We start from the raw sequence: 14,648 nt of genomic DNA on the forward strand, positions 1-14,648 counted from the left end.
GGTTATAAAAAACACATGGGTTTCTGTAAAAAACAGATCTCCTCCCAGGAAAGCATCCCAGGCTTCGTGCTTCTGCCGGAAGAGTACAGTTCCGTCATTGTGGCCAACCGTACGGCGTTTATTTCCGCAATTCCGATTAATAAGCCATCTGGGCTAATGGTAATACGTGGCGGAACATATTTACCCCAATGCAACAAAAAGTTGCGTTTCCAAAGAAATGTAGTATAGGCCAGGTTGCCATAGTAAGAAATGTACCGGTTCAGCGTCGCTGCAAAAGATTCTCCATTGGGGATAGTTGTTTTAGTGCCCCGGATGTAAGTGGGAAAGCGTGTTACATAATCTACCGGCACGGAAGTTAAAATAGCATCATCATAACCATATACCCTGCTGCCACTGCCCTCGTTTTTTACCTGCCGCACTTCGGCTCCTGTTAGTATAGTCAACCGGTGGTTGGTCCAGTTCCGGGAGAAATTAAGCTGGCCGCGCAGCGCCTGTGCAGTTAACATGTTTTCAGATGCATCCAGGATAGCGCCTTTAGGAACGGGATAGGTAACCATACCGGAGACTTTTTTGAAGAAGTAATTCTTCTTAAACTTCAACAATGGCTAAAGACACCTTCAAGTTGTCACAATTGCACCTTAGCGGGGCATTTTATCCATCCTAATTTTGGGTAACACAATTAAAAAAAATGAAATGAGAAAGATCAGAATTTTCGAACATATCTCGCTTGATGGCGTGATAGAGCACGACGGGGATTACACCTATGGTGCCTGGACAACTCCCTATCGAAGTCCTGCTGGGGCCGCAACTCTCCTTGAGGCATATGGGGCCAGCTTTGACCTGCTGCTTGGCCGCCATACCTACGATATATTTAGTGGCTTTTGGCCCAATGCAGGAGATTTTCCCATGGCAAATGCTATAAACGCTGCAACAAAGTTCATCGTAACCCACAGGCCAGAAAGCCTGGAATGGGGTCCGATGCAGCATTTGGGCGGGGATGTGGTAGCGGCAGTTCGCGATCTCAAGTCAACAGAAGGGCCCGACCTGATCGTTGTGGGAAGCTCAACGCTAACATCTGTATTACTTGACAAGGACCTGGCTGACGAGGTGGTGCTGATCACTTATCCCGTTTTGCTTGGCCGGGGTAAACGTTTATTATCCGACAGTATTGATGCCCGGGAGCTTGCTTTTATTGATTCAAAGAGCACGCCCGCGGGTTTGCTCATCAACACCTATAAACATCTTGGTTCGCTGAAAAAATAATTCATAAAAAAGGCCTGCCTTTTCAAAAACAAATACAATGGCAAAAAAAATAACCCCCTGTCTATGGGTAGAAAAAGACGCTAAAAAAGTGGCTCAATATTATTTATCCATTTTTAAAAATGGTAAACTGAAATCCTACCAGGCATATAAAAACGCATCAAACGGTGGTTTTGATTTTGCCACGATGGAGCTATTGGGATTTGAGTTTCAAATACTGGCCGCCGGGCCGCATTTCAAATTCAATGAAGCGGTTTCGTTCAGCATTGCCTGTAAAGACCAGGCAGAAGTTGATTACTATTGGAAAGCCCTTACCGCTAAAGGGGGTAGTGAAGGCCCTTGCGGCTGGGTAAAAGGCAAATATGGCCTTTCGTGGCAGGTTAACCCGGTGCAGTTAACCAGGCTTATTACGCATAAAGATAAAGCCAAGCGGACTTTCGCGTTGAACGCAATGATGAAAATGAAAAAAATTATTATCGCCGACCTGGAGGAAGCCAAATGATATAGTAACTAAAGATCAAACCCTGACGGGGATCAGACATGAACACATATTTTTGATTTATATCAATCCAGTTTTTCTCACAATGATGGTGGCAGCGGTCATTTTACTGTTGTTTCTGTGGCGATTGATTCGCTTTGGTTCTAAGCATTTCGGCCTCTTTTACTTATAATATGACATTCTAGTTGGGAAGATTGAGTCGGTATAAAGGAAAAGTTGAATACCCGTATTATCTAATCATTGTAACATTTTTTTATGAAATGCGACTATTATCATTAGGGCATACAATTAGCAATACAAGGCGACAAGTTAGTTCGATTATAATAGGAAACCCCTAAAAAGTTTTTTAAAGTTAACTTTTCGTCAATGAGGTATGCAAAAATTTAATTTTATGATTAGACATTTGTTTAAAGAGGAGCGAAGGATGATAATATTAGATGAGCTAAAAACAAAGAAAAGGGTTGTTAATAAAGAGCTTGCTGATTTTCTTCAAGTTTCATGTAACACAATAAGGCAGGATATTAAAGATTTAGCGAGGGTCAATAGACTTACTATTGTGCATGGAGGCGCGCTACCCATTGAACCAAATAGTGTACGATGAAATTGTTACAAAAACTCCTCATAGTGCCATTCTTTCTTTCACTTTCTATTTCAGTAGAGGCACAGGAACAAAGAATAACCGTTAGAGTTGAAAACGTTCTCATAGACTCTGTATTTAAAAAAATTATGGATTCAAGTAGGTATACAATATTACACGATCATTTACTGAATAAAGATTCAATACATATTACCTACAATGCTATAAATAGTCCTGTTTTTAAAGTGCTAAACGATATTTTGGCAAAAACAGATCTTTCCTATAGACTTATAGGAAACGACTCGATCCAAATTGAAAACAAACTTACCCTCTCTGACAGATTAACCAATGATACTTCCCTTAGAAAATTGTATGGCAATATAATAGATGATCATAATATAGCACTCCCATATGCGACTGTCACATGTTATCAAGGCAAGACCCTATTTTCTAGAATCAAAGCCAACCAACAAGGCGAATTTCTATTAAACCGCCCTCTTCAAGTTGATAGTAATTATATATTTGAGATATCTTCAGTTGGATATAAAACGAAATATATTTACCTGACGTACCCAGAAGGGTTTCCATTGACTAATATAGTTTTATCAACAGATAATCCGGCAATGCAAAATGTCACTGTCGTGGGAAAGAGACCTTTAATTGAGCGGAAAGTTGATCGAATTGTATTTAATGTAGAAAATTCAATAACTGCATTGGGTGGTGATGCAATTGATGCACTCCGTGTCACGCCTAACATACAACTACAGAATGATGTAATAGGGTTAGTGGGAAAGAGTTCTGTTAGAGTAATGATTAATGACAAAATAATACCTTTATCAGGCAATGAATTATTGAACTACCTGAGGTCAATCCCAGCATCTAATATTCAGAAAATAGAAGTCATAAGTTCGCCACCCTCTAAATATGATGCGGAAGGAGATAGCGGGCTGATTAATATCCAACTGAAGCAGGCTACAACAGATTCATGGAGTACAAGCATTAGAAGTTCTTATACTCAAGCTTTCTACCCTTCATTTGACGGGGGAGTAAATTATTCATATCAAAAAAATAAAATATCGATTCTTACAGATATTTCAGCTGGCGCTCAAAGAAAAACCTATTCGAATGACATTCACTATACTTATCCCTCGGAATTGTGGTATAATGAAGTGAATAATACGAATTCGGTGAAGAACTATGGAGCCTTAGTGAAATTACAGTATGATATCTCTAAATTGCAAACCATAGGGTTTCAGTATTCTGGTAATTTTAACCGTCAAAATAACGTTGAAATAAATAGATCGCGTAGCTATTTCAACGGCAACCAATTGAAGGATTATTCAACTGACGGCGTAACATCTATGAAACCGACCAGCACGGCTTTAAATCTCAACTACGAAAAGAAAATAGATTCATCAGGTAAAAAGTTGTCAATTGATCTCGACTACTTTAATTCGAGACTACCAAGAGATAATGAGTTCACTTCAAATCTTAGGGATATTAGCGATGGGACTGCAGAGTATAATTTTGCTAACAATAGAAGCGGCCAAAATATCCAAAATTATTCTGCAAAATTGGATATGTTTATGCCATATAAATGGGGAATAATGGAGTATGGGCTGAAAGCCACCGCAACCAAGACCAAAAATGATGTAATTGTCGACTTTTATAACAATCCCAATCATCTAGTTCCATACCTTTCTCAACATGATATTTTTCAATACAAGGAAAAGGTTCAAGCCATTTATCTTTCGGCCTTGAAAAAGGTTGGCTCAAACTTGGAAATAAAAGCAGGGTTACGCGGTGAATTCACTCAAACATTAGGAAATTCTATTACCTCCGATAGTAGCATAAAGAAGGACTATTTCAAGCTCTTCCCAACAGCATACTTGCTATATAGGCCTACTCCTAAAAGTACAATTATTCTGAATTTCAGTCGTAGAATCGGACGACCTGATTTCGCGTACCTAAATCCTGCAAGATGGTATTTTAATCCTCGATCATATGCTGAAGGTAATCCATTCTTGCAGCCATCGTTTACTTATAATTTGTCACTTAACTACAGCTACAGAAATATTATAAATGTGGAAGGATATTATTTAAGAAAGACTAATGGTTATAGTCAAATTGTATTCCATGACACGATTTCTGATTACCAAATTTTTAGACGACTAAATTTTTATAATTATAGTGGATGGGGAATGAATGTGAATCTGGCATTAAAAATCTCATCGTGGTGGGAGAGTTATACGGAGGGAAATGCCAGTTGGTCGAGAGCTCAGAATTTTATACCTATTGTTGAAAAGGAATATAAGGGATATGCAAGAAGTATCTCAACCACACAAACGTTGACAATAAACCCATCAAAGACTCTCATTTCAACAATATATTTTCGGTATCGATTTCCGTCAAGGGAAAACATTTATAATACAAGTAATAGTTCTACTTTAGATGTCGGATTTAAATATCTATTATCAAAAGGGAAATTTATTTTGGGACTCAATTTTAGTGATATTCTAAAAAAGGATTATTCGACAATAACTACATTCTCTGAAGGGATAGCTCAATCGTTCACTCAGTACTATGATACCCGAAGAGTCAGGCTTTCAATTAGTTACAAATTCGGAAATAAAAATCTATCAATCAAAACCCACAAGGGAGGAAATGAAGAGGAGAAGAATAGATCAAAGTAGTTTCAACTTATAGTTGAATTGTAAAAATAATTAAAATTAAATTGTAATAGTTAGTACTTAATCAGACAATCAAGGATTAAAAGAAAAATACTCAACTTATAGCTGTCTGAAAAAGGGGGTACTTACAATAGAGCACGATTAAACAGTTAAAAATTAATATGAGTCTTTTTGTTTACTGTTGAGCTGATTATAGCAAGCATGTTCAAAACGATAATGATTGGACACTTAGGAATAAGATTTTTGTGGACTGGGTGGTGGCAATATCAGAAAGTGAGTTGGCAGGAAAGTAAATTAACCGGCTCTTAAAGAGGAGGTTTATTTACTTAGAATGAGTAATCCTAACTATCTTATGATCTGATCTTCTTAACTCAATATATACTGTGCCGCCATCTGAACCTTTTGGTAAAGAGCCTTCTACTATCCATATAGAATCTCCTATCAACTGCGCTTTTAAAGGTAGCTCTCCTTTTATTATTGCTCCATACTTTTTGATTGCAATATCTTCTGCAATACTTATCACTTTTGCTTTCTCTAAAACATTTAACGAATCAGAGTTCACAAGTTTTTGATTTTTGTCCGGGTGATTTCCACAATTTAAATTTATAATGCCACATGCAAACAATACCATATAAACACAGTAAACTGATTTCTTTTTCATGTTTTAACCTTTAATTTTAGATACGCCTATTAATGTTGGCAAAATAATATTGCGCTTTATCCAGTCCCAAGTATTATAGGTGGGTTCATTTTTGGGCAATGTAGCCGGGTTAACTGAATTTTGTCGATCCGGATCTCGGGGGTCACTCGGTATTGCTGTACTTATTACTGAGATGGCCCCAGTTGACTTCTTAAATTTTTGTAGTGTCCCATTAGGTGTAGCGACATAGCTATCTACTCCCTGGAGTTGTGCATTATCTATATCTGTTGTCGAAAATACATTGTTTTCATATTGGGAATCGTAGGATCCATGAGTATGGGCTCGTGCCACAATGGTTGCATCTCCTTCATTTGATCGCCCTAGACCTTCTGGTTTTGATGATGCTTCAGATCCCTCACTAGGTTTTAGATATGTATAAAAAACTTGTTTCCCTGCCTTTATTTCAACGATGTATGTTGCAAATTCTTTTCCTTTTATAATTGAATTATCGTTGTAAAGCTTTGCAAAATCAAGCGCAGCAGCATTTGCCGTTCTAAATCTGTCACCTGGATTAATAACCATTTTGCCATCTGGGTCTATAAATCGCATTGGATTATCAAAAGCGTAATTGTATGGTGAATGTCTCCGCATAGAATCTGCCAACGGATCCACCACATGCCACCTGCCAATCACCGGATCATAGAACCTTGCCCCATAATCATACTGCCCTCCGTCTGTACCACCCAATTCCTGCTGCTGCTCCTTGCCATTATATAAATACTTGTTTGGAAGGTATGGCTGTTTTGAAAAGCTCATCCCATACGGATAATAATCCGTTTGCTGTAATACAGTACCCGCTTTGTTAAGCACGATCCGGGTATTGCCCAGATGATCTTTCAGGAAATACTCGTAATTGTAGGCTGTTCCGCTTTTTCTTGCAACACCTTCTGCGGTATGTAAAAGATCTACAGCCGGGCTGGGAGTTGTGGAGTTAGTAATGTATTCAATACCATCAATATACCACCTTGTTTCTGTTGCAGAAGTCTTTTTTAACTTGTTTCCATCAGCATCATACACATAACTTACAGCAGCACTCCCGGTTACCGTCTTTGGTAAATTTAATGCATTATAAACAATCGTCAAAGGATTTGTGCCCGTCATGGTGGCTACACTACCGTTGCCATTGTAGGTGTATCCTCTTGCATACCCCCCTGAGACACTTTGCAGCTGGTTACCCTTGGCCCCGTAATTGTAGGTAATGGCCGTAGCGCTGTTCTTGGGACGGGTAAGGGCTGTAATATTGCCCATCTTGTCATAGGTAATCCCCTGTTCATTATAGCCTTCATCACTGGCGCCGCTGGTAATGCGGTTGGCCCGGTCATAAACATAGGTATAGGTGCGTTGGGTTTGGGTGCCGGCACCGCTCTTCCACAGCTGCTGACCGATATTGCCGTTGTACTGCTTATTCGCCGCTGCGGCTGTACTGTCATACTTTAGCTCCATCGTAAACAAAGGAGCCGATTGCTTTTTGACCCATCCACGTGCATTAAAGAAGGTCCCGATTGTCTGATTTCCTACCTTTTTTTGAGAAAGCTGCCCTACCTGGTTATAGGCATAGGTAATGGTATCCGGAGCCTGGGTATTGATCTTTTCTATAGCCCGGATAATTCTACCCGCGTGATCATACTGATTGGTGGTGGCAATGGTAACAACAGGAGTGGTGGTATTGCCATTTGCAAAATGCTTCCGGGTGCTGATGGTAACTTCCCCCACAAAATTCAGGGTATTAGTAACTACATCTGCTCCATTTAAGAGATGTTGTTTGACTATTTTGGTCACCCGTTCTTTGGCGTCATAATAGGTAGCAGCATACAAATACTTTGCGCTATCCAGCACATTGGTTACGGTGATCGTCGGAAGCCCCCTTACATTGCTCCTTTCCAGCGTGCTGGTATCATTGGGCACATTAAATAAAGCAGCATAAGGATTTGCATTGACCGTACTGTTCAAAAAACTGTAATCATCATAGAAACTCATGGTAAACAGGGTAGTTAAAGCAGTAGGGATAGCGGTATTGGTATAGCCCCAGGATTTGGTATTGTCCCGTATCTCGAACAACTTGTTTTGATTGCCGGCCAGCGTTTCCAGGCTGGGCCTGGTGGACGCGTTACTGGTTTCCCCTGTCATGATCAGCCTGCCCAATGTATCATATTTCATAAATCCCCATACATTACGGGCTCTTTGCAGGGAGTCCTGGGTAAAGATGGGATAATCGGCTTTATTATAGACCGTGTACTCCCAGCCCTTACCCGGGATCTTTTTCTCAATTACCCTTCTCCGCCCATCATAATGATACGCATAGATATAATTTAAAAAATTGGCATCTTTTTCCGTAAAGCTGGTAATTGTTTCCAGCGCCGGTGGTACTACATAGGCCAGCTGGTTCAGGTCATCATAAATATATTGCGTAACCATATAAGTAGGCGCATTGAGTGTATCGCCCCCATCCTGTACTTTCCTGCATACTACTAACCCTTCTTTGTCCTTATATTCAATCACCCGGTTGCGGTTCTCATCCCAGGTCACATTTTTATACAACTGCCCGGCACCATAATAGCCCGGGCTGCCGGCGCCGATATTGACACCACCCGATTGCGTTATATTCCACAGTCTCACCTCATTGGCAATATTGATCTCGTAATTGTTTCTTATCGTATGGCCGGCTCCCAGCTTCCAGCTATCGCCCGGGGCGGCCGTTTCCAGCACCCGGTCCAGCGGGGAAGCTTCAAATACTGTCTGGCTGAACGGGTTGGAGGCTATTTTGGGTATGGAGCCACTGCCGGCACTGCTGTAAAAAGAAGCCTGGGCTGTCACAGCTGTTGGTTGATAAGCCCCCGTTTGGCTGTTGTGCTCATAGGGCAAGTAATTTTTATCCTGCCTCCCAAGAGCATCATACACAATTGGAATAATAACATCCTTTTTGCTAGGAGAATTCCGTACAGCTATATTTTGTAATGGTCTTCCCAGCCCGTCAAAATATTGGATCTCGGCCCGCATGCTATCCACCGGAAGTGCTGCCAGATCAGCCGCTGTTTTTACTCCTTCTTTTACGATTGTTCGCGTATAAATGAAATTCTGGCTGGCGGAAGGGGTGACCTGGGCTCTTGTAACTGCAAATGAGAAGGCAAACAGCACAGAAAATACTATATATCTATATATCCTTGAACAGGATCCGGTTTGATTTGAAAATGGCATAGTGTTGGTTTTAAAGTTATTGGTAACAGTTGACCACCTGGCTTGCATAATTATAAGAGATCTTCTTTAAAATATTTCCCTTTTCATCCTTTACAAAAAACAATCGTTCAAATCCATCGTACTCATAAAAAGTTATCGTTCCAGTTGGCACTGTCTTCGATGAAACGCCAATAAACGGCATATAGGTATAAGTGGTAGTAACAGCATTTGCAATATTTCTTAACGGAGAGAGGATGATTTGTAACGTATTCTCATCAAAATCAGTATAATTAGGAATAGGGGTCCCACTGCCCGCGCCTGCCTGGCAAAAAGCTTTACTGTTAAGTAGAAACAATAGTATAATTAAACTATTCATAAGCGGTTTTTAAGATTATGACATTAAGGTCTTGAGATGTTTTATATTATTAAATAGAAATAAATACGGCAAGTCCTAAAATCTAATCAAACGATTACTCCAAATTTACCTATGCTGATATATGTTAAGCTAACTGGCTGCACTTCATAACATCGAGATTTATACTATCACATCCAGAATTGCTTTATTTTGAATTACTATCCTATTAATAAACATAATCCGACGGCTGATATCCTTTATATTGAGATTCGTAATAAATCTCTTAAGTAGTCTCTCATGTGATATTTATTTATTGCCATTTGTAGTGGTAATCAAACGCTTTAATTATGTTGCCGGTTTGATCTTTAATACACTTTAAGTGCTGAAAGTTGTCGTACTCGTAATATGTCACTATCCCTTTGGCATCCGTTGAACTGGTAATCCCCGCCAATGGTTCGTAGGTATATGTCGTCATTTGAGCATCTGCGGGGTATATTCTTATATCATCATAACCACTGCCTCCTGTCAATGTAATTGAAGGTCCTGAGTATGCTTGTTCTGCTTTATATTTCCATTGGTTATTGCTTAAATACCAATAACTAATCACGTAATTACGTAAATTTGGCCTGGACCAGGTAACAGTGTAGGACGAAACATATTTGTTTCCAGTGTGGGCTCCACCACTTACAACGTTTGCTCCAGAAAGGCCTTCGAAGCCTTCGAAATAAAATTCCGTATTATCCGCGTTGTCAATAGAAGCCATAAGCATTTCCCCTGCATTATCCCATTTGATGGTTTTCCTATAACCATTGGGTTTCTGTTGTTCTATCAAATTGGCGTAAACATCGTAATTGGTATAATTAACCGTTGTATAACTAGCCATGTTAAGATTTTGATTATCAACAGACACAGGAAGGAGCAAATTGCCAGAATTAAACTTTGCATAGTTCTGCTTAATTCTTCTTGTCTGGGTACCACTGATAGTCTCTTTCAATTCAATCAAAGGACTAATCATATTAGCTGCAACCATTGCCTGATAAGTGCCAGTTGGATCTAATGTTTGCGAAATCATATTCTTTGGATAGCTATATTGAAAGAGTTGATCTCTTCCTTTACTATCAGTCTTCCTTTCAGATATAGTCAGGTAATCATAGGGGTCATAAGTATAAGAGGTTTCGACGTTGATTGCTGGATTTCCTGCGACGTAATCCACAACCTTAGTGTGACTCAGTTCTGACCGACCGGCATACGGAAAATATTGTGATGATAGTATAAAAATACAATCTTTGTTTTACAGAATGACTGACAGGGATTAAACATTTTTCTAGTAAAATGTCGGGTTTTAATCGTTTTACAGGTTTTTGCCTGTAATATTTAGCAGAAAGATCAATGCATTAAAATGCTGCCAGTTCGTAATTTGTACTGCGGCCACCACCCTGCTCCTGCTGTAAAATGCCTTTTTCTATTAAGTCCTTTATATCCCGTAAAGCGGTATCGGGAGAGCATTTTGCTATTTTCGCCCATTTGTAAGATTTTAATTTTCCATCAAACCCATCCAGGAGCTTGATCAACACCAGGCGCTGTCTTTCGTTTAAGCGGGTATGCTCGTGTACTTTCCAAAACGTAGCTTTCTGCAGAATTTTTTGTATTGTTTTTTCCGTAGTCAACAACGCGTTTTTGAGACAATGAAGAAACCAGCTTAACCATTCCGTAATGTTTCCGTTGCTGTGTTGAACTTTTTGTAATACCGCATAATATTGTTTTCTTTCGATCATTATCTGGCTTGGCATACTATAGAATCGTTCAGCGCTATTTTCTGCACGGGCCAGAAATAGATCTGTAATGGCTCTTGCTATCCTTCCGTTGCCATCATCAAATGGGTGAATGATGATAAACCAAAAATGGGCAATTGCTGCTTTGCATTAGGCAGTGTCACCTTTGAGCCGGGCGCAAGAACCCACTGGCATACCCACCCTAAAGGGCAGGTGCTTATTGTAACTGAAGGGGTTGGGTGGTACCAGGAAGAAGGTAAACCCGCACAAGCCATAAAAAAGACGACGTGGTGAATATTCCGGAAGGTGTGGTTCATTGGCATGGTGCATCTGCAACCTGTAAGATGGTACATATAGCTATAACCAACTTTAAGGAAGAAGATAATGTAACCTGGTTAAACCCGGTTACCGATGAAGAATACAAAAAAGTAAAGGAACATTAAAAGAACGATAATGAACAAAAACAAATTTACAAAATGGATCTTGCTTTTTGTTCTGGCCTTTATTACAATGAATATGAATGCTCAAAATACCGGTAACGATGGCCCGGCATTAAATACGAGGCAACAGCATATCGTTGCGATTTCATCGTTAACCGCAGCTGGTAATCTGGACAACTTAAAGTCCTGTCTGAACACCGGCCTTGATACCGGGCTTACAATAACGAGATAAAAGAAGTTTTGGTACAGCTCTATGCTTATTGAGGCTTTCCTAAAAGCCTGAATGCAATGGGCTCTTTTATGAATGTTCTGGAGGAAAGAAAAACAAAAGGGATGACAGACAGCATAGGAGAAACAATTGTAGTTGAAAATAATGTTTTGGATAAGTATGAACAGGGCAGAAAAGTATTGGAAACGCTGAACAAAACTCCACAATCAAAACCGGCTCCTGATTTTGGAGCATTTGCACCCCCGCATCGATGCCTTTTTCAAAGGGCATCTATTTGCGGACATTTTCGCAAGTGATGTGCTCAGCTTTCAGCAGAGAGAGAGCTGGTAACTATAGCTGCGCTGGTCGCTTTCCCTGGAGTAGAGCCGCAGTTACAAGCCCACATCTCTATGGGAAAAATACCAGAGTTGCCGAAGATCAGTTGATACAGGTTGCAGACCTGATAGAAAAAAACGTTTCCAGAACACAGGCGAATGTGTTAAGAACAATTCTTTCAAAACCTCTACAGCTCTCCCGATGTATCAGCAGGAAAACCCGACACAGGTACGAATTATAGAAATTTATGCAAATAAGAATGCCTTTCAGCAGTACAAAACTGCTGCTTTGAAAATGGTAAAATAACTGAAGCTGGCAGATATGAATAGTATTGACAAAGAAATAATGTCTGAAATCTTTAAAAAGCCCGGGATGTAAGTGGGCTAAAGTGTATCTGCAGATTATAACCAGGTACATATAGCCGAATCCTAAAACCACTTTTGTCCGGGTGAAGTTTTGTTTACGCAGCGCACCGGACGGAACCCAAAGCATTTTTTAAAAGGATTAATAAAAATGAGTTAGCAGCGGAACCCTGTAAGTCCGGTGGTTTCTTTAATGGACATACCTATGCTAAGCATAAGGTGCGTCGCTTTTAATATTCTGTATTTTTAATCCGCTGTATCTGCTTGAGTTGAAAAGTCTCCTCACTCCTTTCTTAGCTTAAATTCATTTTTACCAACCATAAATGTTGGGCTGGTTGGTAAGAAGATCTGTCCGGGTTGGTTGTTGCGCCGGAAGTCCGGAGACGCTTCCTTTTCCAGGTGCAGATACTGATGCCTGTCATTACCCGTACGGCCCGGTGTTTTGTACATGACGCAGCAGGACAGTCTGGATTATATTATAACATAATTTTGAAATTAACGATGTGATTTGAGAAGCTGGTTGAGAACGGTCATTTCAGTTTTCAAGAAAATTTTATATAATTTCCATAGCGAATAATCAGGGTTAATAATTTTAAAGGGTTGGAAATTTCCTGGACAGATATTGAAGTTGGGGATAAGGAAGCTTATTCCAAAGCTTACCGGCAGCTGTATGCGCGTTTTTACAATTATGGCGTAAAATTGGTGAGGGATGCCGAACTGGTTGAGGATGTAATTCAGGAAGTTCTGATGTTATTATGGGTAAACAGAAAAGAATTAGGGGTAATAAAAAACCCTGATGGATATTATTATGTGCTTTTCAGAAGGGCCCTGAGCAAACGGATGGCGTCGTTGGCAAAAGCTAAAGCCATAGGTGGTATTGAGTCCGACCCTGAATTTTCTGTTGATGCGGTTATTATTAAAAGGGAAACCGATACTGCGCTCAGAGAAAAGCTAACGGCAGCTATCAATACCCTTTCATCCAGGCAGCGGGAAGCGCTGTTTTTACGTTTTTATGAAGGATTTTCTTATGAGGAAACGGCCTCTATTCTGGGCATTTCAGTAAAAGCAACCTACAAGCTTATGGCAAGAAGCCTTCTTACCTTGCGCGACAAAATCTCGGTTCCCCTTGTCTGCATTTTTTTCTTACTAAAATAATTTTTATTAAGGGTGGGGTAATTTTTTGCTTTTTTTACTCATTTATATTCAGAGGCATGAAAAAAGCAGGAAATTACAGGCAATACGTACTTAAGGATTTTTTATGTGATGAATATTTCCAGGATTGGATCTTAAAACCCAATAAAGAAAATAATGCCTTTTGGGAAGAATGGCTGCGGGCAAACCCGGGCAAGAAAAAGGAGGTTGAATTAGCAAAGAGCATTTTATTAAATATTGATTTTAAGTATAGCAAGCCGGATCAGTTAAAGATACAAACCTCTTTAGACCAGGCATTAATCACAATTGAAGCCCTGGAACAAAAGCCAGTCAACCCAGGCCGTTTTTTAAAATTTGCCAGAAGCTGGAAGGTTGCTGCTGTCCTGATTCCATTAGCAGTGATCAGTTCACTGATTTTTTGGCGGATAACCCCCCGGGGTTTTTATGATATTAAAACCGGGTATGGGAAGATTTCACGACTGACGTTACCAGACAGTTCAATTGTAATATTAAATGCTAATTCCTCAGTAAGATATGGCAAAAAATGGCACAAAGGGTCCCCCAGGGAATTGTGGTTGAACGGAGAGGCTTTTTTTGAGGTGAAACACCTTGACAGCGATCATAAAATAGAGAATTTCGAACGGTTTATTGTTCATACAGAAAACACAATTGTTGAAGTATTGGGTACGTCGTTTGATATCCGGGAAAGAAGAGGAAAAACTGAAATTTCCTTACAAAAAGGATCTATTAAGGTAAGGTTTACAAAGACCGAAAGGCAACCGGTATTTATGAAGCCGGGAGATATGCTGCTGGTGGATTCGGTGAATGTGATCCATCGTTCTTCCAATATCGAGAATGCCTTAAATGCATCCTCCTGGAAAGAAAAAGAGCTGATACTTTCCAATCCAACCCTGTCTGAAATTTTCAGATACCTGGAAGATGCCTATGGTAAGTCATTTATTTTGGAAGATCCGCGGTTGGCCAATAAAAGACTGAACGGCCCTATATTGATAGAATCATTGGATGACGCGCTTTTTGTAATGTCTACTGCTTTAAATATATCATTCACTAACGAGGGTGATAGCATAAGAGTAAACTTTAAATAGTTTTTCACTCATAATAA

At 39.8% G+C, this 14,648-nt stretch carries 16 protein-coding genes; 9 read left to right on the plus strand and 7 right to left on the minus strand.

Going from position 1 to position 14,648, the window contains the following annotated elements; translation table 11 throughout:
* Nucleotides 1-2: 2 nt before the first annotated feature.
* Complete coding sequence (locus A8C56_RS21315; protein ID WP_067760520.1) at nucleotides 3-557, minus strand: hypothetical protein; 555 nt, start codon at nucleotides 555-557, stop codon at nucleotides 3-5.
* Between the two features lie 136 nt (nucleotides 558-693).
* On the opposite strand from A8C56_RS21315, the gene A8C56_RS21320 reads away from it, so the two are divergent.
* From A8C56_RS21320 to A8C56_RS21335, 4 genes are all read left to right on the plus strand, one after another.
* Complete coding sequence (locus tag A8C56_RS21320; protein ID WP_067762395.1) at nucleotides 694-1,263, plus strand: dihydrofolate reductase family protein; 570 nt, start codon at nucleotides 694-696, stop codon at nucleotides 1,261-1,263.
* Between the two features lie 37 nt (nucleotides 1,264-1,300).
* A complete protein-coding gene (locus A8C56_RS21325; RefSeq protein WP_067760522.1) occupies nucleotides 1,301-1,762 on the plus strand; it encodes a VOC family protein in 462 nt (153 codons plus the stop codon).
* A 421-nt stretch (nucleotides 1,763-2,183) separates the two neighbouring features.
* Nucleotides 2,184-2,360 carry a DeoR family transcriptional regulator gene (locus A8C56_RS25565; RefSeq protein ID WP_394330821.1) on the plus strand — a complete coding sequence of 59 codons (177 nt, stop codon included), beginning with the start codon at nucleotides 2,184-2,186 and terminating at the stop codon, nucleotides 2,358-2,360.
* Nucleotides 2,357-5,029: an outer membrane beta-barrel family protein gene (locus tag A8C56_RS21335; RefSeq protein ID WP_084490328.1), complete on the plus strand. Its 2,673-nt coding sequence runs from the start codon at nucleotides 2,357-2,359 to the stop codon at nucleotides 5,027-5,029. The genes A8C56_RS25565 and A8C56_RS21335 overlap by 4 nt, the downstream gene beginning before the upstream one ends.
* A 319-nt stretch (nucleotides 5,030-5,348) precedes the next feature.
* Here A8C56_RS21335 and A8C56_RS21340 read toward each other — a convergent pair whose 3' ends face one another.
* From A8C56_RS21340 to A8C56_RS25190, 5 genes are all read right to left on the minus strand, one after another.
* The gene (locus A8C56_RS21340; protein WP_084490329.1) at nucleotides 5,349-5,687 is read right to left on the minus strand and encodes an NTF2 fold immunity protein; all 339 of its coding nucleotides are present in this window, start codon (nucleotides 5,685-5,687) and stop codon (nucleotides 5,349-5,351) included.
* A gap of 3 nt (nucleotides 5,688-5,690) precedes the next feature.
* Nucleotides 5,691-8,921, minus strand: a complete 3,231-nt coding sequence (locus A8C56_RS21345) for a DUF6443 domain-containing protein (protein ID WP_169818818.1) — start codon at nucleotides 8,919-8,921, stop codon at nucleotides 5,691-5,693.
* A 16-nt stretch (nucleotides 8,922-8,937) separates the two neighbouring features.
* Nucleotides 8,938-9,276 (minus strand): hypothetical protein, encoded by a 339-nt coding sequence (locus tag A8C56_RS21350; protein WP_067760530.1) that lies wholly within the window; start codon nucleotides 9,274-9,276, stop codon nucleotides 8,938-8,940.
* Between the two features lie 289 nt (nucleotides 9,277-9,565).
* The gene (locus A8C56_RS21355; protein ID WP_067760532.1) at nucleotides 9,566-10,468 is read right to left on the minus strand and encodes a hypothetical protein; all 903 of its coding nucleotides are present in this window, start codon (nucleotides 10,466-10,468) and stop codon (nucleotides 9,566-9,568) included.
* Between the two features lie 181 nt (nucleotides 10,469-10,649).
* The gene (locus tag A8C56_RS25190) at nucleotides 10,650-10,922 is read right to left on the minus strand and encodes a Fic family protein (RefSeq protein ID WP_245645629.1); all 273 of its coding nucleotides are present in this window, start codon (nucleotides 10,920-10,922) and stop codon (nucleotides 10,650-10,652) included.
* Nucleotides 10,923-11,135: 213 nt separating this feature from the next.
* Between A8C56_RS25190 and A8C56_RS24775 the strand changes: the two genes are divergently transcribed.
* From A8C56_RS24775 to A8C56_RS21370, 3 genes are read left to right on the plus strand one after another with little or no spacing between them, the layout of a single operon-like run.
* Nucleotides 11,136-11,321 carry a cupin domain-containing protein gene (locus A8C56_RS24775; RefSeq protein ID WP_067760534.1) on the plus strand — a complete coding sequence of 62 codons (186 nt, stop codon included), beginning with the start codon at nucleotides 11,136-11,138 and terminating at the stop codon, nucleotides 11,319-11,321.
* Nucleotides 11,315-11,470: a cupin domain-containing protein gene (locus tag A8C56_RS24780; protein WP_179946952.1), complete on the plus strand. Its 156-nt coding sequence runs from the start codon at nucleotides 11,315-11,317 to the stop codon at nucleotides 11,468-11,470. The genes A8C56_RS24775 and A8C56_RS24780 overlap by 7 nt, the downstream gene beginning before the upstream one ends.
* A gap of 10 nt (nucleotides 11,471-11,480) precedes the next feature.
* Nucleotides 11,481-11,699, plus strand: coding sequence for a hypothetical protein (locus A8C56_RS21370; protein ID WP_067760536.1), 219 nt, complete (start codon nucleotides 11,481-11,483; stop codon nucleotides 11,697-11,699).
* A 956-nt stretch (nucleotides 11,700-12,655) separates the two neighbouring features.
* Here A8C56_RS21370 and A8C56_RS24730 read toward each other — a convergent pair.
* On the minus strand, nucleotides 12,656-12,823 hold the full coding sequence (locus A8C56_RS24730) for a hypothetical protein (RefSeq protein WP_169818819.1): 168 nt from the start codon (nucleotides 12,821-12,823) through the stop codon (nucleotides 12,656-12,658).
* A gap of 150 nt (nucleotides 12,824-12,973) precedes the next feature.
* On the opposite strand from A8C56_RS24730, the gene A8C56_RS21385 reads away from it, so the two are divergent.
* The gene (locus tag A8C56_RS21385; RefSeq protein ID WP_067760542.1) at nucleotides 12,974-13,528 is read left to right on the plus strand and encodes an RNA polymerase sigma factor; all 555 of its coding nucleotides are present in this window, start codon (nucleotides 12,974-12,976) and stop codon (nucleotides 13,526-13,528) included.
* Nucleotides 13,529-13,584: 56 nt separating this feature from the next.
* The gene (locus A8C56_RS21390; protein WP_067760544.1) at nucleotides 13,585-14,631 is read left to right on the plus strand and encodes a FecR family protein; all 1,047 of its coding nucleotides are present in this window, start codon (nucleotides 13,585-13,587) and stop codon (nucleotides 14,629-14,631) included.
* Nucleotides 14,632-14,648: the final 17 nt, after the last annotated feature.

It is taken from the genome of Niabella ginsenosidivorans, assembly GCF_001654455.1.
Classification (GTDB): domain Bacteria; phylum Bacteroidota; class Bacteroidia; order Chitinophagales; family Chitinophagaceae; genus Niabella; species Niabella ginsenosidivorans.